At 69.9% G+C, this 19,674-nt stretch carries 39 protein-coding genes; 36 read left to right on the top strand and 3 right to left on the bottom strand.

What is annotated here, in order from left to right:
- The first annotated feature begins 133 nt into the window (after positions 1-133).
- The 14 genes from K3769_RS04520 to K3769_RS04455 all read left to right on the top strand — a co-directional run bounded on the left by K3769_RS04520 (position 134) and on the right by K3769_RS04455 (position 7,918).
- On the top strand, positions 134-610 hold the full coding sequence (locus K3769_RS04520) for a hypothetical protein (protein WP_267025159.1): 477 nt from the start codon (positions 134-136) through the stop codon (positions 608-610).
- Complete coding sequence (locus K3769_RS04515; protein WP_267025158.1) at positions 610-774, top strand: DUF8839 family protein; 165 nt, start codon at positions 610-612, stop codon at positions 772-774. The genes K3769_RS04520 and K3769_RS04515 overlap by 1 nt, the downstream gene beginning before the upstream one ends.
- Positions 771-935, top strand: a complete 165-nt coding sequence (locus K3769_RS04510) for a hypothetical protein (protein ID WP_267025157.1) — start codon at positions 771-773, stop codon at positions 933-935. The genes K3769_RS04515 and K3769_RS04510 overlap by 4 nt, the downstream gene beginning before the upstream one ends.
- A gap of 124 nt (positions 936-1,059) precedes the next feature.
- On the top strand, positions 1,060-1,323 hold the full coding sequence (locus K3769_RS04505) for a hypothetical protein (RefSeq protein WP_267025156.1): 264 nt from the start codon (positions 1,060-1,062) through the stop codon (positions 1,321-1,323).
- On the top strand, positions 1,323-1,460 hold the full coding sequence (locus K3769_RS04500; RefSeq protein WP_267025155.1) for a hypothetical protein: 138 nt from the start codon (positions 1,323-1,325) through the stop codon (positions 1,458-1,460). Before K3769_RS04505 ends, K3769_RS04500 begins: the two co-directional genes overlap by 1 nt.
- A 75-nt stretch (positions 1,461-1,535) precedes the next feature.
- Complete coding sequence (locus tag K3769_RS04495) at positions 1,536-1,700, top strand: hypothetical protein (protein ID WP_267025154.1); 165 nt, start codon at positions 1,536-1,538, stop codon at positions 1,698-1,700.
- Positions 1,701-2,029: 329 nt separating this feature from the next.
- A complete protein-coding gene (locus K3769_RS04490; protein WP_267025153.1) occupies positions 2,030-2,326 on the top strand; it encodes a hypothetical protein in 297 nt (98 codons plus the stop codon).
- 14 nt (positions 2,327-2,340) lie between these two features.
- The gene (locus K3769_RS04485) at positions 2,341-2,781 is read left to right on the top strand and encodes a hypothetical protein (RefSeq protein ID WP_267025152.1); all 441 of its coding nucleotides are present in this window, start codon (positions 2,341-2,343) and stop codon (positions 2,779-2,781) included.
- Positions 2,781-2,984 carry a DUF4236 domain-containing protein gene (locus K3769_RS04480; protein WP_267025151.1) on the top strand — a complete coding sequence of 68 codons (204 nt, stop codon included), beginning with the start codon at positions 2,781-2,783 and terminating at the stop codon, positions 2,982-2,984. Before K3769_RS04485 ends, K3769_RS04480 begins: the two co-directional genes overlap by 1 nt.
- A gap of 2 nt (positions 2,985-2,986) precedes the next feature.
- Entirely contained in the window at positions 2,987-3,196 is a 210-nt protein-coding gene (locus K3769_RS04475) for a hypothetical protein (RefSeq protein WP_267025150.1), read from the top strand.
- Between the two features lie 21 nt (positions 3,197-3,217).
- Positions 3,218-4,549, top strand: coding sequence for a hypothetical protein (locus K3769_RS04470; RefSeq protein WP_267025149.1), 1,332 nt, complete (start codon positions 3,218-3,220; stop codon positions 4,547-4,549).
- Complete coding sequence (locus K3769_RS04465; protein ID WP_267025148.1) at positions 4,546-6,549, top strand: hypothetical protein; 2,004 nt, start codon at positions 4,546-4,548, stop codon at positions 6,547-6,549. The genes K3769_RS04470 and K3769_RS04465 overlap by 4 nt, the downstream gene beginning before the upstream one ends.
- Before the next feature lie 209 nt (positions 6,550-6,758).
- On the top strand, positions 6,759-7,373 hold the full coding sequence (locus K3769_RS04460) for a hypothetical protein (RefSeq protein WP_267025147.1): 615 nt from the start codon (positions 6,759-6,761) through the stop codon (positions 7,371-7,373).
- A gap of 23 nt (positions 7,374-7,396) precedes the next feature.
- Positions 7,397-7,918 (top strand): hypothetical protein, encoded by a 522-nt coding sequence (locus tag K3769_RS04455; RefSeq protein WP_267025146.1) that lies wholly within the window; start codon positions 7,397-7,399, stop codon positions 7,916-7,918.
- On the opposite strand, the gene K3769_RS04450 is transcribed toward K3769_RS04455, so the two are convergent.
- Genes K3769_RS04450 through K3769_RS04440 form a run of 3 tightly spaced genes read right to left on the bottom strand, consistent with a single transcriptional unit; the run spans position 7,915 to position 8,827 of the window.
- Positions 7,915-8,115, bottom strand: coding sequence for a hypothetical protein (locus K3769_RS04450; protein ID WP_267025145.1), 201 nt, complete (start codon positions 8,113-8,115; stop codon positions 7,915-7,917). The two genes, K3769_RS04455 and K3769_RS04450, sit on opposite strands and share 4 nt — an antisense overlap.
- Before the next feature lie 44 nt (positions 8,116-8,159).
- A complete protein-coding gene (locus tag K3769_RS04445; protein ID WP_267025144.1) occupies positions 8,160-8,600 on the bottom strand; it encodes a DUF6221 family protein in 441 nt (146 codons plus the stop codon).
- On the bottom strand, positions 8,597-8,827 hold the full coding sequence (locus K3769_RS04440; protein ID WP_267025143.1) for a type II toxin-antitoxin system prevent-host-death family antitoxin: 231 nt from the start codon (positions 8,825-8,827) through the stop codon (positions 8,597-8,599). The genes K3769_RS04445 and K3769_RS04440 overlap by 4 nt, the downstream gene beginning before the upstream one ends.
- Positions 8,828-9,001: 174 nt before the next feature.
- Here K3769_RS04440 and K3769_RS04435 point away from each other — a divergent pair, with 174 nt between their 5' ends.
- From K3769_RS04435 to K3769_RS04330, 22 genes are all read left to right on the top strand, one after another.
- The gene (locus K3769_RS04435) at positions 9,002-9,193 is read left to right on the top strand and encodes a hypothetical protein (RefSeq protein WP_267025142.1); all 192 of its coding nucleotides are present in this window, start codon (positions 9,002-9,004) and stop codon (positions 9,191-9,193) included.
- Between the two features lie 71 nt (positions 9,194-9,264).
- Positions 9,265-9,603: a hypothetical protein gene (locus K3769_RS04430; RefSeq protein ID WP_267025141.1), complete on the top strand. Its 339-nt coding sequence runs from the start codon at positions 9,265-9,267 to the stop codon at positions 9,601-9,603.
- A gap of 28 nt (positions 9,604-9,631) precedes the next feature.
- Positions 9,632-9,841, top strand: coding sequence for a hypothetical protein (locus K3769_RS04425; protein ID WP_267025140.1), 210 nt, complete (start codon positions 9,632-9,634; stop codon positions 9,839-9,841).
- Positions 9,842-9,881: 40 nt separating this feature from the next.
- The gene (locus tag K3769_RS04420) at positions 9,882-10,130 is read left to right on the top strand and encodes a hypothetical protein (RefSeq protein WP_267025139.1); all 249 of its coding nucleotides are present in this window, start codon (positions 9,882-9,884) and stop codon (positions 10,128-10,130) included.
- Positions 10,131-10,148: 18 nt separating this feature from the next.
- Positions 10,149-10,409, top strand: coding sequence for a hypothetical protein (locus K3769_RS04415; protein WP_267025138.1), 261 nt, complete (start codon positions 10,149-10,151; stop codon positions 10,407-10,409).
- A 9-nt stretch (positions 10,410-10,418) separates the two neighbouring features.
- On the top strand, positions 10,419-10,733 hold the full coding sequence (locus K3769_RS04410; RefSeq protein ID WP_267025137.1) for a hypothetical protein: 315 nt from the start codon (positions 10,419-10,421) through the stop codon (positions 10,731-10,733).
- Positions 10,730-11,131 carry a hypothetical protein gene (locus tag K3769_RS04405; protein WP_267025136.1) on the top strand — a complete coding sequence of 134 codons (402 nt, stop codon included), beginning with the start codon at positions 10,730-10,732 and terminating at the stop codon, positions 11,129-11,131. Before K3769_RS04410 ends, K3769_RS04405 begins: the two co-directional genes overlap by 4 nt.
- Positions 11,128-11,874: a hypothetical protein gene (locus K3769_RS04400; protein WP_267025135.1), complete on the top strand. Its 747-nt coding sequence runs from the start codon at positions 11,128-11,130 to the stop codon at positions 11,872-11,874. The genes K3769_RS04405 and K3769_RS04400 overlap by 4 nt, the downstream gene beginning before the upstream one ends.
- A gap of 615 nt (positions 11,875-12,489) precedes the next feature.
- Entirely contained in the window at positions 12,490-13,311 is an 822-nt protein-coding gene (locus K3769_RS04395) for a hypothetical protein (RefSeq protein ID WP_267025134.1), read from the top strand.
- A complete protein-coding gene (locus K3769_RS04390) occupies positions 13,308-13,703 on the top strand; it encodes a hypothetical protein (RefSeq protein ID WP_267025133.1) in 396 nt (131 codons plus the stop codon). The genes K3769_RS04395 and K3769_RS04390 overlap by 4 nt, the downstream gene beginning before the upstream one ends.
- The gene (locus K3769_RS04385; protein ID WP_267025132.1) at positions 13,700-13,933 is read left to right on the top strand and encodes a hypothetical protein; all 234 of its coding nucleotides are present in this window, start codon (positions 13,700-13,702) and stop codon (positions 13,931-13,933) included. Before K3769_RS04390 ends, K3769_RS04385 begins: the two co-directional genes overlap by 4 nt.
- Positions 13,930-14,526, top strand: coding sequence for a DUF6221 family protein (locus K3769_RS04380; RefSeq protein ID WP_267025131.1), 597 nt, complete (start codon positions 13,930-13,932; stop codon positions 14,524-14,526). Before K3769_RS04385 ends, K3769_RS04380 begins: the two co-directional genes overlap by 4 nt.
- Complete coding sequence (locus K3769_RS04375) at positions 14,523-14,723, top strand: hypothetical protein (protein WP_267025130.1); 201 nt, start codon at positions 14,523-14,525, stop codon at positions 14,721-14,723. Before K3769_RS04380 ends, K3769_RS04375 begins: the two co-directional genes overlap by 4 nt.
- Positions 14,720-14,977 carry a hypothetical protein gene (locus K3769_RS04370; protein WP_267025129.1) on the top strand — a complete coding sequence of 86 codons (258 nt, stop codon included), beginning with the start codon at positions 14,720-14,722 and terminating at the stop codon, positions 14,975-14,977. Before K3769_RS04375 ends, K3769_RS04370 begins: the two co-directional genes overlap by 4 nt.
- Before the next feature lie 121 nt (positions 14,978-15,098).
- A complete protein-coding gene (locus K3769_RS04365) occupies positions 15,099-15,332 on the top strand; it encodes a DNA-binding protein (protein WP_267025128.1) in 234 nt (77 codons plus the stop codon).
- A gap of 317 nt (positions 15,333-15,649) precedes the next feature.
- Positions 15,650-16,048: a phage tail fiber protein gene (locus tag K3769_RS04360; RefSeq protein ID WP_267025127.1), complete on the top strand. Its 399-nt coding sequence runs from the start codon at positions 15,650-15,652 to the stop codon at positions 16,046-16,048.
- 20 nt (positions 16,049-16,068) lie between these two features.
- The gene (locus tag K3769_RS04355) at positions 16,069-17,511 is read left to right on the top strand and encodes a hypothetical protein (protein ID WP_267025126.1); all 1,443 of its coding nucleotides are present in this window, start codon (positions 16,069-16,071) and stop codon (positions 17,509-17,511) included.
- Positions 17,505-17,792 (top strand): hypothetical protein, encoded by a 288-nt coding sequence (locus K3769_RS04350; RefSeq protein WP_267025125.1) that lies wholly within the window; start codon positions 17,505-17,507, stop codon positions 17,790-17,792. The genes K3769_RS04355 and K3769_RS04350 overlap by 7 nt, the downstream gene beginning before the upstream one ends.
- Positions 17,723-18,190 carry a phage tail fiber protein gene (locus tag K3769_RS04345; protein ID WP_435369363.1) on the top strand — a complete coding sequence of 156 codons (468 nt, stop codon included), beginning with the start codon at positions 17,723-17,725 and terminating at the stop codon, positions 18,188-18,190. Before K3769_RS04350 ends, K3769_RS04345 begins: the two co-directional genes overlap by 70 nt.
- 12 nt (positions 18,191-18,202) lie before the next feature.
- Positions 18,203-19,039 carry a hypothetical protein gene (locus K3769_RS04340; RefSeq protein ID WP_267025123.1) on the top strand — a complete coding sequence of 279 codons (837 nt, stop codon included), beginning with the start codon at positions 18,203-18,205 and terminating at the stop codon, positions 19,037-19,039.
- Complete coding sequence (locus K3769_RS04335; RefSeq protein WP_267025122.1) at positions 19,030-19,338, top strand: hypothetical protein; 309 nt, start codon at positions 19,030-19,032, stop codon at positions 19,336-19,338. Before K3769_RS04340 ends, K3769_RS04335 begins: the two co-directional genes overlap by 10 nt.
- 14 nt (positions 19,339-19,352) lie before the next feature.
- Positions 19,353-19,664, top strand: coding sequence for a hypothetical protein (locus tag K3769_RS04330; protein WP_267025121.1), 312 nt, complete (start codon positions 19,353-19,355; stop codon positions 19,662-19,664).
- Positions 19,665-19,674: the final 10 nt, after the last annotated feature.

Raw genomic sequence — 19,674 nt, 5'->3', positions numbered from 1 at the left:
CAACGGTGTCGTGCGGCTCACTCTCACCGGACCTGGTCCGTCGAGCTGCTCACAAATGAAGACGGGCCGGACACCGCGACTCTCACATCGCAGGCCGGCCCTCACCACGAGGAATCTCTGAAGGGTCCCCCTCATGGCTACGAAGCAGTTTACCGGTGCGCCCGAGCGCGCCGATCACGACCGCCCGACCGCCCCGCTCCCCACCCCGGCCGATGCCGCCGCCCTGGCCCGTCTGGAGCGCGCTCTGTCCCCGGCTTCGTCGTCGTGTCCTGCGGTAACTCCGCGCGGGACCCGTACTCCGACGGGCGCGCCGATTGCTTGTGCTGGCGGTCATACGCCCGGCGATCCGCACGGTGGCTCGTTCGGTAGGGCGGGCTGGCATACGTGGACGGACGGGACGCCTGCTGCCCCGTCGCCGGAGTTGCTGGCCCTGGCGGACGCTTACCGTTCGCACGCCGCGCATGTCGCCGAGCTGGCGCAGCTGGCGGCGTCGGGCCGCATGTCGGATCTGGATGCGGATGCTCTGGTGGCGACGGAGGATTTGGCCGCGGGCACCCTGGCCGCTCTGGCGCAGGCCGGTCGGCTGGACTTGATCGTCGGCGGTGCGTGATGGGCCGCGAGATCCTCGCCGAAACGTCGGCTTCCCACCCGCGCGGGTCCTGGCCGGCGGAGGAGCAGGCGCAGCAGTTCCGTGATCAGGGCATTCCGGCAGCCGTCGTGATGGACATGGAGTCGGACCGCTTCCTCGTCGTCCCGGACGGGGAGCAGCGGTGAGCGCCCCGGAGCCGTCGGCCGATCTGGTCGCGGACGTCGACGACATCTTCCTCGGCCACTGGTCGGACGACTTGATGGCGATCGTGCGGGCCCCGTACTCGCCGAACGTCCTGCTCGCCTACGCGTACCGGGACAACGCCCGGCACATCCCGGCCGACTAGCCCGGCCCCCAAGTCGCCGCGCTGGCGGGGTTGACGTTCCCCCGCGGCCCCCGTCAGCGCGGCTTTCCACCCCGAACTTCCGCCCCACCCCAACTCGAACTCTGCGTCCTGAAAGGACCCCGCCATGTCTCCGCTCGCCCTCTTCAACGCCGATCTGGCCGCCAAGACGCCGTTGGCGCGGCTGCGCCGGGAGCGCACCACGGTCGCCGAGGCGTCCGCCGCCGCGCTGGCCGACCTGTTCGGCGACACGTTCTCCCGCGCCCTGTACCGGGAGACCACCTACCAGGTGCCGGACTCGGAGCGGCAGACGTGCCCGACGCATCAGGACTGGCGGGCCGACTGCATCGACCTGCACGTCGACCGGCCCGCACGTTCGGCCGCCGCCTGATGGCGCGCCGCGAGGGCGAGCAGACGCCCGGCCCCGTGTGGGAGCCGACCCCGCGCGGCGAGGTCCGCGACCCGGAGGCGATGGAGGACACGCCGTCGCAGATCTGGGGGCCAGGCGAGGACGACGGCGACGGCTAGCCCCGCACCCCCGAGAGGGGCGGCCCCGAGCACGACCAGCACCACACCCCAACCCGACCGATCGAGAGGAATCCCATGGCGAGGAACAACGACAAGGGCGACTACGAGAAGGGCGCCGCCGCTTCCCGCGCCGCCCAACTGAAGGCGCAGGCCGCCGGGAACGCCGAGGCCGCCCGTGTTGCGGCCGAGTCTGCGGACGCCAACCTCGACCGCATCAACCAGCTGACGGGAAAAGCCTGAGGGGTCTGGTCTTCGGGTTCCGCGATGGGGAGATCGTCACCCCGCAGGAGCAGGGCCTGGATGTCGAAGAAACGTTCACCGTCGAGTCCGGCCAGACCGTCGCCGACGACAACGGCGACACCTACACCGCAACCGGCGAATAACCGACACCCCCAACCCTCCACCGAAAGGAGCCCCGCAGTGGGCAAGCAGACCAACCCGCAGACCGGCAGCGAGATCGAGGTAGAGGAAGACGGCGACTTCACCGTCACCTTCCCGATGCGGCTGCCGACCCGGAACCCCGCCGACGACGAGAACTGACCACCTCGATCCCTTGAAAGGAGCCCGTAGTGCACGCCTATCTGATCACCGCGAAGCCTGGCCGGCTGCATCGTGCGGCCCGGTTCGCGGGCCGGTGGGCGCTGCGGGCCCTCGCCTTGGCGGTGATGGTCGGGCTGGGTGCGGTCGTGTTCCCGCTGCGGTGCGCCCGCCCGGTCCTCAACTACATCGCCACCCGGGCCGCCTGGCTGGAGCTGTGGGCGGCCTCCGTCACCGGGATCGGCCCGGTCGGGGCGGCGCTCGGCGCCGGACTGACCGACGAGTTCGTCACCGAATTCCACAAGGCGCGCACCGGCGCGCCCACCTAGAGAGGAAGACCCGCATGTCCCGTAAGCCCCGCTGGTCGGTTACCTGGCCGACCCGCCCGAACGGCGTCTACACCCAACTGGTCCGCGCCGACAACCCGACCGAAGCGGTCCGGGTGGCGGCAGAGATGGACGTCGTGCCGAACAGCAACTACGCGCTGGCGTTCGACTACGAGCCGGAGGTGTGGCGGATACGGCGCCCCTACCGGTGGCTCTCGCACCACATCGCGGGCCCCGACTACGGCGGTGCCGGCGCGGACGCTGAGACGTTCGTGCCGATTCCGCTGGACACGCGACAGATCGCGAAGCAGGTCCTGTCCGCTGTCCGCGCCGGTGATGCCCGTGGTCGCACGGTGGGTCAGATCGTTAGCTGGATGCGCCCGGAGGACGTCGAGGCTGTCCTGTTCTACGTCGCCGCAGAGGCCTGCGGGATCGATGCGCGCACGGCGGCCGTCTGATGTCGCTCACGTTCCGCAAGTCCTTCCGGGTCCTGCCCGGCGTCCGCCTGAACATCAACCGGCGGTCGTGGTCGATCACGGTCGGGCCGCGCAACGGGCCCAAGCGCACCTGGTCCAGCACCGGCCGCACCACCACCTCCGTCGACCTGCCTGGGCCTTTCGGTTACAGGGCCACCCGTACCCGCCGCAACCGAGAGGACTGACCATGCGCATCCTCGCCCTCCTCAACGATCCCCGTCCGCCCGTCCAGAAGCTGATGGTCCTGCTCCCGGCGGTCGTCGTCACCGCGACCGCGGTCAAGGCGGCCGGCGCGCTCGACGTCGACCGCCTCGCTGCCTCCCTGGCCGCCGTGGTCCTCGGCTTCGGCTGCGCCCTCGTTCTCGCCGCCCTCATCGACCGCCGCACCCGCGGCTGAGCCGAAAGGAACCGTTCCGTCATGACCGCCAGCCCGCCCCAGGTCAACGGCAGCACCCGGCCGACCATGCCCGCCATCGGGGACTGGCGGCCCATCACCCCTGAGCCCGTCGAGGAACAGAGCAGCCCCCAGCCGGCCGCCGTCGAGACCGCCGACGAGGTGGCCAAGGCGCAGGCCGAAGCGATCCGCGCCCAGGCGTGGGCCGACGCCGAAGCCAAGCGGATTGCCGCCGAAGCCGCAGCGAAAGCCGAACTGGTGAAGGCGGAGGAGGAGGCGCGGAAGCTGCGCCTCGCCAACGACCGCGCCGAACGCAAGGCCCGCGAGGAGCAGGCCGCATCCGAAGCCCGCATCGCCGACCACCAGCGGCGCCGCGAAGACGCCGAACGAGCCCGACGCGACGCCGTCCGCCAGGATGTGGAGCAGCAGCGAGACGAGGCCGAGCAGACGAAGGCCGTCGAGAAGTCCGGCAAGCGGTGGCGGCGGGTTGCCCTCGGCTTCTACGCCCTGTGCGCGGCCGTCGCCCTGCCCGTGCAGATGAACGCCTTCTACGACCCGAACGCCAAGTATCTGCTGATCGCCCCCGTGTTCATCGAGGTGATCGCGCTCGTCGCACTCGTCGGCGCCGCCGCCGCGGTGACTGCCGGGCGCCCGCACTGGCACTACCGGCTCGTCGCCTGGGCCGGGGCGCTCACCGCGGCCAGCATCAACATCGTTCACGGGCTCGCCGAGTACGACGCGGCGACCGCGTTTGGCACCGCTCTTGCTTCGATCGCGGGCCCCGGCATGTGGGACCTCCACGAGCACGGCCGCATCCGCAAGCGCGACGGGAAGCCGTCACGGCGGCAGCGGCGCGCGGAGCGGAGGGCGGCGCGCAAGGAGGCCGCCCGGCAGACCGCAGAGAAGAAGCGGCAGGCCGCCGAACGGAAGATCGCCGAGAAGGCTGCGAAGGCGGAGCGCGCGAAGCTCGCCGAGGACCGCCGAAGGGAGTTCGAGGACGTGTGGAAGGAGGCCGTGAGGATCGCCGCGGCGGTCGGATCGGACCCCAACGACGACGACGTCTGGGCACGCGCCTACCGCAACATCAACGGCTGCGACCCGGGCGAATCCATCGAGTCCATCACCGCCCGCCGGGCCGCTGAGAAGCGCGTCGAATCCGCCCTCACCGGCACCCCCGTGAACACCCTCAGCAAGACCACAAACGCACAGCGTGCTGCTCAAATGCCCCCAGGTCCGAACAGGGTGCTGAAGACACGCGCCACGCGTCGTCCTGGAGACACCCAGAAGTACTCCGACGCCGCCCGCAAGCAGGCCGCCATCACCGCGAAGAACGCCGCCAAGAAGGACGCCCGATGAGCCTCGATCAGCAGCCCGAGTTCCCCGCCGACTGGGACACGTCGAAGGTGATCCCCGGCGAGCTCCACATCCCCGACGACCTGTCCGGCGAAGACATCGACATCGCGCCCGGCATCATCGTCCCCTACGAGCCGCGCACGCCCGTCCTCGCCAAGACCGGGACCGCGGCAATGACCGTCGCCGCAGTCACCGGCCGGGCCTGCGGGCTGTCCGCGCGCTGGTTCTTCACCGGCGCCCGCGCGGTCGGCTTCCTCGGCTGGCGGTACGTGCGCGCCCACGACCTACAGGAAACCCTCGGCGGCATGTCGTCGGGCGCCCACTGGAACAAGGTCAAAATGGAGCGGCACTCCCGGTGGCGGTTCCTCGGCTGGACGTCCGCCGTCACCGCCGGCCTGAACCTGGCCGGCTGGTGGGCGCTGGTGAAGTTCGGCGGGATGACCGCCCTCGACCTCTCGTGGAAGATCCCGCCCGCACTCACCGCCGCCGTAGCTGTCGCCGCGGTCACCTGGTACGGGCGCTACAGGGCCAACAGTCCCGGCCTCGCCCCGCAGATGCTCATGGCCGAGCAGGACAACCCCGAGTCCGACGAGCCGTTCCCGCTCGCCATGTGCCGGACCGCCGACCAGGTCGAGGAGTGCGTGTCCCGCGCCCTGGCCTGGGAAGGCATCGGCACCCGCACGGTCCGGGCGTTGGGCCACCGCGAGTGGGGCTGGGAAGTCGACGTGGTCCTCAAGGGCTCCAAGGTCGCAAGAGTCAACGAGAAGGCCGACGACCTCGATTCCCACTTCAACGTCAAGCACGGCGGCACCCTCATCGACCCGGACCCGCGGGAGTCGGCGCACCTCGTGCTGCGTCTCGTCACCGCGAACCCGTTCGAGAACATGCCGCAGCCCGCCATCCACGCCCCGAACAGCCTCGACATCGCCGACCCGCACAACTTCGGCCGCTGCATGGACGGTTCGCCGCTCGACCTCGTCCTCGAAGGGCAGCGCATCCTCGTCATTGGCGTGTCCGGATCCGCCAAGTCCACCGGCGTGCTGCGGGACCTGGCCGAGGTCATCACCGCCTGCCACAACGCGATCGCCATTGAAATGGACCCGATCAAGGACGGGCTGCGCGAGTTCGAAGGCGCCATGGCCGTCCCGCCGATCCGCGGCAACCGGTCCTGCGAGCAGTGGCTTGACCACCTCGTGAAGATGGCCAGCGGACGCAACGCCGTCCGGAACCGGCTCGGCATGGGAGACACCTGGATCGCCACCAAGGAACACCCGGCGATCTTCGCCCTGGTCGACGAGTTCATCTTCCTCAGCAAGACCGCCAAGGAGAAGTTCATCGAACTCCTGCGCATCGGCAAGCAGTCCGGCATCTACGTCGTCGCCGCAGGCCAGGACGCAACCAGCGACGCCATGGGGGACGCGATCGCCGACACGTTCACCCTGCGGATCATGCTGGCGGCCCGGCACGCCGACATCCCCCTCGTCCTCGGCTCGGGCGCCATCAACGCCGGCTACCGGCCCGACCGGCTCGTGCCCGCCCAGAACAAGCATCTGAAGAACGACGCCGGCCAGTCCTACATCAAGGGCCCCGGTCTCGACCGGCCGCTGCTGTACGGCTGGAATGAGCACGGCAACGAGCCGATCAAGCGGGCGGTCGCCGACCGCGTCGCTGCGGGCCGGCCGTGGTTCGACCGCGACACCCTCGCCGCGGCTGGGCTCCTTCACCTCGCCGACACAGGGGTGGTGTCGCGAGTGTCCGGCGACCGCAAGATCGCCCAGGATGCAGCCTTCGTGATGACGAATGGGGCGGTCGATCGCATGAGGACCGAGACGCTGACCAAGGCCCTCGTCGATGCGTTCCCGGATGCCTACGAAGACCTGACCGTGGCCGAACTGCGCACGCTACTCAAAGACGCCGGCGCCGGGCCCCCTATGCAGTTGGGGCCGTGCGAAGGCGAGCAGAACCCCCGCGGGTTCACGATCGAGACCTTGACCGCTTTGTAGTCATTCGTCCACTGCTAGACGAGTGCTACGCCCTGCTAACTCGCAGGTCGCAGCTGCTACCGCCCCTGCTAGACGCCCTGCTAAGCGAAACCCTTAGCACCTCCCATAGCAGCAGTCATAGCGGCTGTGACCTGCGCCTTAGCGGCGCCTAGCAGGCGCATAGCACCTCACAAACCACCACGAAACGATCACCCGCCCGAGGAGTCTCCATGCCGCCCGCGAAGCGCAAGCCGGCCCGCCGAACCACCGCACCGAAGCGCCGCCGCACGTCCGCCCGCAAGCATCCCGCCCGCCGCGTCAAGATCCCCCGCGGTGGCCCGATCCACGCCCGCATCGGGGCTCGTATGGTCCTGTTCGCCGTCTCCCACCTCGACACCCACGGCGACACCGTCCGCTCCCGCAAGGACGCCGCAATCCTCCGCCGCACCCACAAGGGATGCCCCACCTGCAAGGGCAACGGGCAGATCTTCACCAAGGGCAAAGACGGCTCGTTCACCGGCTCCAAGCCCTGCCCCGCCAAGCCCACCCAGCAGAAAGTGTCCAAGTGGGCCGTCTACAAGGCATCCCGGTTCGGCGCCGACAAGCGCACCGGCCTCGTCGGCTGGACCTGCCCCTGCGGCAAGAAAGAGAAGCCGCGCTTCCGGGACGCACGCGAGGCCACCAAGGCCTTGCGGGCGCACGAGAAGCAGAAGCACGGCGGGAAATCCGTCGGCGGCGCCTGGTACGCCCAGCAGACCGCGGCGGCAGCCCTCGCCCCATCCCAGCCCACACCAGCCCCCAAGGCCGGCGCCCGCAAGGCGTCGGCGAAAGCCGCCATGCCGTAACTGCCAGCCGAAGGAGACCCGCCATGTACGACCTGCCCGAGCCGAAGCCCACCGCTGCTGCGGCCGGGCAGGCTGCCCCTACCGACGCCGACCGCGACACCATCCGCCGCCTGATGGCCGCCGTCGACGAACTCGCCGCCGAGAAGCCCACCGCGATCCGCATCGACGATCCGTCCGTGCCGTCGTGGGAGGACGGCTCCCGTATCGGAACCACCCCGCCTGTGGATCAGCCCGGACGGTCGTCAATGAGTTCGAAGGCTGTCGACGACAGCGTCCGCATGTGGTCGTTCGGCGGGACGGCGGTCCTCGTCTGCGGCGGCGTCTCCCTCGTCATGGTCGCGTCCGAGAAGGCGGATCCGACCGTGATCGGCGTGTTCTTCGGCGGTCTCGCCGTACTCGCGCTCGCCATTGCCCGGCTCCTGCGCCGCGCCGGGCAAGCCGCACCCGCCGAGACCCACAACCACATCAGCGGCGACGTCCACGTCGACCGACGCGAGGTGAAGAACAAGAACACCGGCATCTGGGTCAAGAACACCAACGACTAGCCAGACACGCCAGGGCCCCGGCCGGCACCCTCCCCGGCCGGGGCCTCACTCATGCGCGGTACGGCCCGCGCCATCCACCGATCATCGGTGAGCAGCCGCGGTTCCATGCGGGTCACCAGACCCAGCGTGTGCAGCAACTCCAGGCCGGCCGCGCACTCCTGCTCCGTGTCAGCCTGCACCGCGAAACGAAGAGCCATGACCGCAGTCTGCCCGGCCGGTGGGGGGGACGGGGCGGAACGGGCTACATCGCCCAGTGCCCCTTGAAGTCCGGGTGCCTGATGTAGGACTGCAAGTCGCCCTGAATGACGACCTCCAGGGTGGTGACCTTGATGCGCAGGCCCTCGCCGGCGATCGTGGCGCGCTCATCGCGAGGCAGGTCGTTCCAGCGCTGGAGTGCGTTCTCGTAGAGGGCGAGCCGGCCCCGCTTCACGTACACCTCGCGGAGGACGCGGGCCGGATCGTGGCACGCAATGTGTTCGGCCTGCTCCTCGGTCGGGGAGCCCTCATTGAAGACCACCGTCTCGTCGAAGGCGTCGGCGTCTGGCGGTAGGCCGCCGCTCACCTCGACCGATGCTCCGTTGGCCCGCCACTCGGAACCCTTGCGCTCATCGACGGCATTGAAGGCGAGCTGCTCGTCCTCGTCGAGGCGCGCCCGCAGGAAGGGGATCTTGTCGTCTGTCACGCGGACTCCTGGAGTGCGGCTTCCAGCTCGGCGATCCGGCGGCGCGCCTGCTTGAGCTCCTCGTGTTCCGTGATGGATGCGTCGTACCAGTCGGGCGGTACAAGGACGCCGGAGCGCTTGTTGCGGCGGGTGATCTCGGTGAACTCGCCTTTGTGCTGGGTCCCGTCCAGGAGGTCGGCGAACTCCTTCCTGGCCTGCTCTGCGGGGAGGCTCTGCGGCTTCTTCATGTGAGGAGTGTAAGGCGCGTCAGGTCCGTAAGGAATGCCAGGATCGAACCTTACGAAGATCACGAACCGTAAGGTCTGCAAGAACCTTGCGAACATCACGGATTGAACTGTAAGGTTCGTAAGGAAGGTGAAGCCCGAGGGGCATCACCAGGGAGACCAGCAGGGGGAGACGGAATGAAGATCGGGAAGCGCGAAGAGCTCACTCTCGACGAGAAGCGGCACCACATCTGGGACCGCCGGATCAATGGAGTCGACTACCGCTTCGTGCACGTTTGGGAGTCCCGGACCTGCGAGCAGCGCCTCAGCGTCCACCGTCTCGATGTGACAGCCGACGCCTGGACCGAAGTCCACTGCTTCACGCGCTGACCCACCCCGCGGCCCGGCCTTCACCGGCCGGGCCCGCCGATCCACCGCACATCCGCACCAAGGGGGAAACCGTGATCCGCTCGAACCGCACCCGCAGGGCCACCGTCCGGGCCCGCATCCTGACCACCCGCGCAGCCGCCCGCATCCGCCGCAACGGCGCCGGGACATTGGCCAGCCACGCCATGGCGCAGGGGCTGTCCCACCGGGACGCGGCCAGCATGGTCGGCACACTCCGCAAGGTCGCCGTCAAGCTCGGCATCGTCGGCACCGCCGGCCGGACCCATGCCGGGCGCCGCATGCGGGACTGCGCAAGGTTCACCCCGCAGCAAGTCGCGGTCATCGCCCTCGCCTACCGTCCGCGCCGGCTGGAGTTCAAGCTCGCCGCAGCCCGCCTCGCGCTCGCCGCCTGACCCAACCCCTGCTCCCGAAAGGACCGCCATGGCGAACAGTCGCCCCACGCCCACCATCAGCGCATACGCATCCGACGAGCAGGTCAGGTCCTTCACCGCGAACCTCGGCGACGCCGACCTGTCGGAGTGGGCCCGCCAGCAGAAGCTCGGCGCCACGCGTGCCCGCCTCGCCGAAGACCGCGCCTCCTGTGCCCGAGGCGCCGAAATCGCCCGCCAGGAAATCCAGCGCCGCAGCTGACCCACCAGCACCGGCCCCACCGAAGATCCGGAGACGCCACATGGCCACCGACCACTGCACGAACTGCACCGAACTGCAGCGCCAACTCGCCACCCCCACCGACGACTACAAGGGCCTCAAGGCGGGCGACGAGATCACCGTGCAGTGGACGGACAACACCGCCATCCCCGGCGCGATCGTGACCGCCACCTGCGAGTACGGGGCCCGCGTCCGCTGCCCCAAACCGGTCACCGGCACGTTCGACATGTACGTCCGCCACCAGAACGAGCACGGCAACTGGCACCCGTAGGAGGAGAGGAAACCCGACATGATCGCCCTCCCGCCGCGCACGGTCCCCATCCCGGATGCGGTGGCCACCCTGTCCGCCTCCCAACTCCCGGCCCGGGTGCAGGCTGCGGTCACCGAGGCGGCCGACGCGGTCCGCCTGTACGTGACCTGCCGGGGCCCGCAGTACACGGAAGCCCGGCAGGGGCTCGAAGCCCGCATCGCGCGGGCGAACCGGACCCTGGCCGCCTGCAATCCGGGGCTCATCGCCGGACCCGGCGACCTGCCCGCACTCAACCGATAGGAGCACTTGATGGCCAGTACGATCTACGAAGAGGTCATCGACGAACTCGTCCAGCATCACGTCCGCGTCGGCGAGACCGAGTACGGCCGCATTGCGAACCCGGGCTTCGTCGTGGTCGTCGGGCCTGAGGGTAAGGCGCGGGTCTCCCACATGACCCCGGCGCCCGACCTCCTCGACCCGGACCGGATCAGCGACGACGAACTCGCCGCCGAACGCCACCGGATGGTCGACGCCTACGCTGCGACGCTGACCGCAGCCGGATGGCGAGTCGACCGTCGCGGACCCCGCTCCCGGCACCCGTACCTCCTTGTGGGGCACGGATGACGACCGCCGCGATCCGGGCCCGTCTCGCCGCCCGAGGCATCACCGACACGCCGCCCTACGGCTGCACCTGGTGCGGCGACGAGCAGCACCACCACGGCAGCCAGTGGGCGCCCATCATCCAACTGCACCAGTGGGAGCAGCCCAGCCTCGACGTGATCTGGGAACGGATGATGCGGCGTCGGGCCGACCGGGTCACGCGACCGGCCACGACCGAAGAGCGACGCCTGGCAGTACACGCCGACGCGTACACGTCCTGGCCAGACGGAGACCCGACCTGCGCCACCTGCCATCGCGTCGACTGCGCCCGCTACTGGCGAATCCAGCGGCACCTCGACAGCCGGGAAGCCCAACGCCGGGCGGAACTGCCGCCCTCCGTCTACGACGAGGAGCCCTGGTGAACCGCCCCGCCGTGACGGTTCCGGCCGCCGTCCCCGAGTCCGCAGGCTGGCACGTCGTCACAGACCCTGACGGCCAGCCCTACCCCACCCGCCATCATGCCGACGTCGACGACGTCACCCTCATCGACGTCACCGACGCCCAACTCAACTATCTGCGCGCCATCCACGAAGCCGGGCATGCCGTAGCGGTACTGCTCGGAGGCGGCCACCTCCACTCCGCCGAGATCGCTATCGGCGAGGCGGATGGCGATCATGGCGGAGTCGTCCACGCCTGCAACCTCGCAGACGGACACGCCTACGCCGCCTACTCCGCAGCCGGAGAACGGGCCGCCGACCGGTGGATGCGCGAAGCCGGGCTATGGACGCCGAAGCGGGCAGTCATCAACGAAGTTGCAGCGCGCGGCGACCGGCGCCAGTTCCTCACCATCAACCCGCACGTCGGATTCGGCGACCGTGAAGTCGACTACCTCGTGGTGCACGACCTCGCCGACGCTGCCCTCGACCGGCACTGGGCGGCAGTCGTCCGAGTTGCCGACCGGCTCGTCCAGGAACCGCGACTCGACGCCGACACCATCGTCGGCATCAGCGGCATCCCTAACGGCCCCGCGTCCGACGTCTGCCCGACCAAGCCAGCTGCCGTCCCCCACGCCCGCGACTGGTGGGAGGAAACACCCGCCGAAGCCGCCAGGTACGACCGGGCCTGGGACGCCGACGACCACGACATCCACCGAGACGAGGAGTAGCACGTGCTCAGCACCACCTACCGGGGGCGGAGGGGTCAGGCGCCGCGTCCGAGGCAAGCCCCACCAGCGGAAACTCGTCATCAACGGCCAGACCATCCACCACGGATGGCAAGGAGACGACGCCCAAGCCCTCGACTGGTTCCGGACGGTCATCGACCGCTTGGACGCGGAAGGGCCCAAGTGCCCGGCAGACGAGCACCCGCACTGGTGGCCTTCCCCCACGAACACCGAGCAAGCCCGATGAAGCCGAACCCAATGGGCTGCCGCTGGTGCGGGGGCGACCAGCGACCCCACGCGCAGCGATGGAAACCCCCAGTCGGCTGGCATAAGTGGGAACAGCCCACCCAGCAGCAGATTAAGGACCGGATGCTCGCACGGCGGGTCGAAAGGCAGACGCCGTGACCGACGTCGACTTCCCGTGCCGGGTGCGGTTCAAGCAGGGCCGCGTCCAGCACCGGACGCGGCAGCCCGACGGGCACGACTGAGGCCCGCTCCCGCCGACCGGAGCGGGCCTTCCGCATGCCCTTGCTGTACCAATGGCCCGCGTTGTCAACCCTATGGGGCACCATTGCCTCAAGAGTCGCCCTGCTTCCCGTACCACCCGAGGAGCCTGCCGTGCACGACCACCCCGCCACGCTGGACGAATACTCCTGGCCCGTCTGCGTAACCCCCCGCTGCGGACGGCAGCTGTGGGTGGCCGAAGCTGGACGATGGGCGTGCCGGCCCTGCGAGGACGTCACCGCGGCCCGCATCGCCGAACTTCCGGGCCTGTTCCGGCAGCTGGATACGACTGCGGCGCTGATGCGTGGGGCGCGCCGTCCAGGCGGCGGCTCGTCGGGTAGTCGGGTGCCGCCGATTCCGCCCCGGCTGGAAGTTCTCGCCCTGGTCGGTCCGGGTGGTGTGGCGGCCCGGCTGCAGGCGATCGAAGATGCGTGGCGGCAGGCCCTCGGCTGGCCTACTCCGCCTACCGTCGAGCATCGCACCACGTATCCGGTACACCGCGGCGCCGACGGCACCATGCGCCTCGGGCAGCCGCAACACGGCGACCGCGTCTATCCCCACTGGCGCACGCAACGCCCCGCGGTCTCCGTTGCGAAGCGTGTCACGTTCCTTGCGAACAACCTGCCCTGGGCCTGCGAGCGTTACGAGTCGGTCGGCCAGGACATCGACGACCTGCGGCGCCTGCACGGCGAATGCAGCGCGATCGACAGCGACGAACGCAAGCCCGGCCGCGTCCAGATCGGCAACTGTCCTGCCCGCTACGACGACGACAGCCTGTGCGGGCAGCCGCTCACCGCCACCGCCGCAAGCCACCGGGTCCGATGCGGGGCGTGCGGGACACGGTGGGAGACGCTGGGGGATTGGCGGCAACTCCGGGCCGCACAGGAAGCCGTGGCCGCCGAAGAACAGCAGCGGCAGGAAGGGGTGGCGGCGTGAACGCGAACGAAGCGACCCGCGACCACCTCTACAAGGTCTTCTACGAGGGCCTCGGCCTGTGTGGCTGCGGAAGCCCTGATGACGCCTACGCACTGGTCCGTGACCTGCTGGCGCTCGCTCCGTTCTACGAGGACGAGCGCTGGCGCCTCGCCGAAGTCCTTACCGGAGGAGGAGCCGCGCACCACATCATCATGTCCGTCCTCGACTCGGCAGGGCTCACTGAACACGGGTCCACCATCAACGGATCGTGGCTCACCGAAAAGGGTGCATGGTGCCTGCAAGCCATGAAGTCCGTGCCCTTCGAGCAGATGGACAGCGCCGCTTTGCCTCACGACGGAGGCGACTGCACCAGCGCGTGCTGGCAACTTCCAGCGGATGGGCAAGCAGCGTGACCGCCCCGCTCGCGCACGCCGCCGACAGCCTGCCAATGGTGACGGCCAACACCGGGCAGCCGTTCATGCCGCGTGACGCCGTCCTCGCCCTCCTCCGCGCCATCGCCGAATCCTGCCGCAACCTCGCCGACGACCCTGACTGCGACCTCCACACCGCCGCAGCCGCCATCGACATCGAAACCGACGCCCTCGAAAGCCGGGCCATCGGACACACCACGGAGGCAGCATGAGCGACATCGCCGACTTCCTGCGGGCTCGATACGCGGAGGCGCGAACGAAGGCGGAAGGCTGGCGCCGCCAGATCCCTAGCGTCTTCGACGGGCGCGATGTGGAGATCGTTCACGAATCAGGGAACTCAACCCTCCTGGTGGACGGGCACCCCTATCCTGCGGACAAGTACTACGAGGTCGCCACCGTGCCCGCGCCGGACCCGGACGTCATCGCCGACTTGGACGCCAAACTCGCCCTCGTCGACGAGCTGGACTACGAGCCCCCGGCCGCCGAATCCGAGGCCGACCCGGAACTGCACGCCCGTCGCGCGCACCCGGCATGGGAGTACGCGACCACCGAAGGACCCCGCAAGCAGTGGGACGACGTTGACGTGCCGCCCCACGACGACTACGGCAACCTCGAACCCGGCTGGGAACGCAACACCGACGCAGGCCGCGAAGGCTGGGAACGTTTCGACTACACCGAAGAATCCTACTGGCGGCGCCCCCGACCCGGCGGGCCACGCCCCACGCACATCCCGCGAGCACTGAAGATCCTCGCGCAGCCGTTCGCCGGGCACCCGGACCACAAAGGGGAGGAGTGGGCGCCGTGAGCGAAGCAACTGTGCTCACGTCGGCCGATCCGGAGCCGCCGCCTGGTACGCGAGTTCTCGATGACTGCGGCATCACCTGGATCAACTCCGGCTACTACCCGGTCGCCTGGATGCCCTACAGGGGCGACGGGGATCCCGAGTCCTGGACCAAGGTCGCGGGCAACTACGGGCCGGTGCGGGTCGTGGTCGCACCGTGACCGCCCCGCCGTGGGGCCACAAGCCGCCACCCGTCGACGACGCCACCACCTACTGGAACCAGCCGCCGCCCGTCATGTCCCCGCGCTGTACCTACTGGTTCAACCGTCACGCCGCCGGAACGTGGCGGCCGAACCGGCGAATCCGCACCGAGGGCTACCACGCCGCCGCCGAACAGCTTGGCGTCTGGATCTGGGAGTACCTCCACGTCATCCGGCCGCTGTTCGACGACGACGAGCAGAGTCCGACCACTTGACATGCGCCACACGAATGACTTGACACGACCCCAGAACCGAAGCGATCATCTGCTTAGATCGCACGACTTTCGCGCTAAGGCCACCCCTGTCGGGTGGCCTTTGTCGTTCCCGGAGGTGACCATGCCCTCCGTCGCACTCGCCACAGCAGCCGATATGGCCTATTGGGCCGGACGCCCCGTAGGCACCATCTGGCGGTGGGCCTCCGAGGGGCGCATCTCGGTCTACGGCAAGGGCAAGGCGGCCCGCTACGACCTGATGGAAGTCGAGCCCGCCAAACGGGACAGCGACACCCGCGAACTGATCTCCCCTACCCCGGCACCACCCATACGCGAGACGGCCTTACTCGCCGCCTGAAGCCCCCTGCGCGGTGGTCGACGCAGGGCCGGGTCTTGTAGCGCCCCCAGCGCTCGGCCCACCGTCCGCCCGAACCCGGTGGGGGTTCGGGCGGACGAAAACCTCAAGCCGGGGCGCCTGCTCACCGCCCCGGCGTCCCGCCGCCCAACTTCACCCATGCCGGGCGGCGGGACACCCCCAATCGCGCCACAGCGGCGCTGCACAGGAAGGCGCGTCGCTGTGGCCGACACCTATGTGATCACCGTGGAAGCGTCCGGCGAAGTCACCCCCGCACCGCCCGACGACACCGAAACCCCCGACACCGACGAGGTGGAGCAGTGACCGCAGGACTCGCCCCCAGCCTCGTCTCCAACTGGCTCAACACACTTCGCACCGCAGGCGCCGCCTACGGGCCGGTAGCCGGAACGTTCGCCCAACTGCACACCGGCGACCCCGGCGCCGCAGGGACCGCCAACGTCAGCGTCGGCTCGACGACCCGCAACACCTTCACCTTCGCCGCCTCCGCGTCCGGGTCCGCCCTCGCGCTCAGCGGCGCGCCCGCGGCGTGGACCAACGGCGGCACCAGCGAGACCCTCACCCACATTTCCGTGTGGACCGCCAGCTCCGCCGGAACGCTCCTGTTCTCGGTGGCGCTGACCGCCTCCAAGGCGTGGGCGTCCGCCGACCAGTTCACGCTGTCCACGCTCACGGCGGCCCTCACTCCGCAGGCTGCATGACCGCCTGATCAGGAGGGGTCATGGCGACCTTCACCGACGACTTCAACCGCGCCGACTCCACGAGCCTCGGCGCCGGATGGGTCGAGGTCTCCGGCGACTGGTCGATCATCACCAACCGGCTGTCGGCAGGCTCAGCGGGCGGCACGATCATCCTCCGGGCCGCCGGAGCGATGGCCAGCAACGACCACTCCGCGCAGGTCACCATCGCCACCACGGCATCCGTCAGCCACGGCATCTGGTGCCGCGGCAACACCAACATCACCAGCGGCTACCTGTGGCGCAACGACGGATCGAACTGGACCCTCTTCGCCGTCGTTGGCGGATCGTTCATCAGTATCGGCAGCTACACCGCGGCAGCCGTCGCAGGCGACGTCGCGAAAGTCCAGGCCGTCGGATCGACGATCAAAGGCTTCGTCAACGGCATCCAGCGCGTCTCTGTCACCGACACCAACGTCGCCACCGGCACCAGCGTCGGGCTGCGTGCAGAGAGCGTGGCCGCGCTCCGCTTCGACGACTTCACCGCGGCAGACGTCGTCTCCGGAACCACAGGCGACGCGGCACTCACCGGCACCGCCGCACTTGCGGCGGCCGGCCAGCGGGCGACAGCAGGCGCTTCCGCCCTCGCCGAAACCGCAGCCCTGTTCGCATCGGGCCAGCGCGCCACGGCAGGCAGCGCGGCGCTCACAGGAACAGCCGGCCTGACGTCGACCGGCACCCGTGGAGCGTCCACGGCGGCCGGCCTCACAGTTTCGGCGGCCCTGACGGCAGCCGGCACGGTCACCGTCGTCGGTGCCAGCAGTGCCGCGACGTCCGCCGTCCTGGCTGCCGCCGGACTCACGGACCACCCGGCGGACGCAGCGCTCGACGCATCCGCCGGCCTCGCCGCAGACGGAGTACGCGCTACCGCAACCGGCTCGGCACTCGCCGCAACCGCACTCCTGGCCGCAGCCGGACAGACCGATACCGTCGGTGACGCTGGACTCGCGGGTGCTGCGGTCCTCGCGGCGGCCGGACAGCGCAGCGCCGTAGCCGGTTCGAGCCTCGCCGCGGCGGCCACCCTGGCAGCTCAGGGACAGGTCGCCCACGACGGCACGGCCGCACTCGCCGCCACAGCCACGCTGACGGCCGCCGGGGCTATAGGCACGCCGCCCGTCATCGGCGCCGCAGCCCTGAACGCGGCCAGCCTCCTTACGGCTGCGGGCCGCCGCGACACGAACGCCGCAGCCAGCCTGGCCGCCACAGCACTGCTTGCCGCGGCAGGAACCACGACCGCCACCCGCGGTGCGGCGCTCACCGCGACGGCAACCCTCACGGCCGCCGGAACGATCCTGTCCACCCGCGACGACGTCACCGTCACCGTCGGCGCCCCCTACAGCCCGTGGACGGCAGGACTGCCGCACGTGCCCGCCTGGAGTACACAGACGGCCCGAACCGCCGGCTGGGAGGTGGGCGCCCCATGGTGATCCCCGCCTCGAGCACCGAATACCTGCACGTCCCCGTCACCGCACCCACCGGAACCGACCTCGCCGGCATGCCCGTCCGCCTGGCCGTCGTCGCCCACCGGGCCAGCCCGGCCGACTCGGAGTGGCGCACCGCCGCCTGGTCCGGCGCGAACGCCCGCCTCCTCATCGGCCCCGACACCGACACCGTCCTCGTGGCGGGCGACTACCGGGTGTGGATCAACATCGACCCGCCAGGCAGCGAAGACATCGTCCGGCCCGCCGGAATCCTCACCGTCACCTGAAGGGGGCGAGTCCGATAGCCGATAACCTTTCGAACACGGCCGAGAACCGGTGCCTCGACTTCATCATGGGCAACAGCGCCACGGCGCCGACCACCCCGCTGAAGGTCGCCCTCGTCACCGCGAACGGCTCCGACACCAGCGCCGGGACCGAAGTCGCCGGCGGATCCTACGCACGCAAGAACATGACCGTCGCCGCCGCCACTAACGGCGCCACCAGCAACTCGGCCGACCTGACCTGGACCGGCATGCCCGCCGCGACTGTCGTCGGCGTCGAAGTGTGGGACAACGCCGGGGCGCCGGTCCGCCTCTGGTACGGGGCGCTCGGCGCCTCCCGCACCGTCGGATCCGGGGACGAGCTGAAGATCGTGGCTGGTGCACTCTCGTTTGCTTTGGCCTGATAGGGGGCCCGCATGCCGAGCCTCTCCAGCCTCGTCGACAACTTCAACGACAACATCATCGGGCCCGAGTGGGGCGACTCCTACGGGGGCGTCACAGAGACCGGGGGCCGCGCCCGCATTCCGCTGGTCGCAGCCACCTATGCCGGCTACCAGACGGGCCGCGCCTGGACGTTCGCCGGTGCCGCCGTCTACCTGAAACTCGTCACCCGGCCGGTCGCGTCCATCGGCACCGACGTGTCCGTGAACTTCCTGGTCACCAGCAACGTCGACGGCACCAGCATCGGCTTCAAGTACAACGCCGTCACCAACGTGCTGCGCATGCAGAGCAACGTCGCCTACTTCGACGGCGCCGCCGTCGAGATCGCCTACAACGCGACGACGCACCTGTGGCTGCGGCTGCGGGAGACCGGCGGCAACGTCCTGTGGGACACCAGCCCGGACGGCACGACGTGGACGAACCGGCGCACACTGGCGACCCCGGCGTGGGTGACGTCCAGCGTCGACACGACGGCCCTCGACCTGTACGGATACCGCAACACCGGCACGACGGACTACGCCGAGTTCGACAACGTCAACACCCTGTCCGACGGGGCGGTGTGGACGGCGACCGCAGCCCTGACCGCGGACAGCACCCAGACCGCGGCGGCGACTGCGATCACCGTTGTTGGTGCCGGCCTCACCGCAGACGCCGCCCTCGGCTCGGCCGCCGTCCTCACCGCGCACGCAGACGCGGTCCTCGACGCGGACTCCAACCTGTCCGCGGACCTGTCCGGCGCCGACCAGTCCGACGTCGACACGCTCGTCGGGCGGGCCCACAGCGGATGGGCGGTGAGCGGCCCATGGCGATGAAACTCGCGGCCAGCAGCACCGAGTACGTGCGGGTGACCGCGGTGTCGAAGGTGGCGGGCGTCAGCATCAACGTCGCCTCGCCGCCGAAGTTCGCGTTCCTGCCCGCCTCCAGCACCGGCAATCCGGAGGTCGGCGACTGGGTGACGGGGGAGTGGGCGGCTCCTGCGGCCCGCATCCTGATCGGCCCCAACGGCGGCACCACCACGCTCGAACCGGGCGAGTACCGGGTGTGGCTGTCGTGGGCTGCCGGTTCCGAAAACCCGGTGTACCTCACCGGGGACCCGCTGATCGTCTACTGACCGGAGCCCGCGCCATGGCCCGCTACCGCAAGCTGCCCGTCGAGATCGAAGCCGTCCAGTGGGACGGCACTGCCGACGGAGCCACGCCCATCATCGACTGGATCCTCAGCAGCGGTTCGACCGCGACCTACACGTGCTCGAACCCCGACCGCTGCCAGGAGAACGACGGCGACACGCCGCACTCGATCAGCATCCGCACCCTCGAAGGCGACATGCGCGCAGACCTCGACGACTGGATTATCCGGGGAGTACAGAACGAGTTCTATCCCTGCAAGCCGGACATCTTCGCTGCCACCTACGAGCCGGTCGAGGCGGACCCGCAGTAAGGAGCCCGCG

The organism is Streptomyces ortus, from assembly GCF_026341275.1.
GTDB lineage: Bacteria > Actinomycetota > Actinomycetes > Streptomycetales > Streptomycetaceae > Streptomyces > Streptomyces ortus.
The sequence above is the reverse complement of the archived record's forward strand: the minus strand, read 5'-3'. Positions and strand labels throughout refer to the sequence as shown.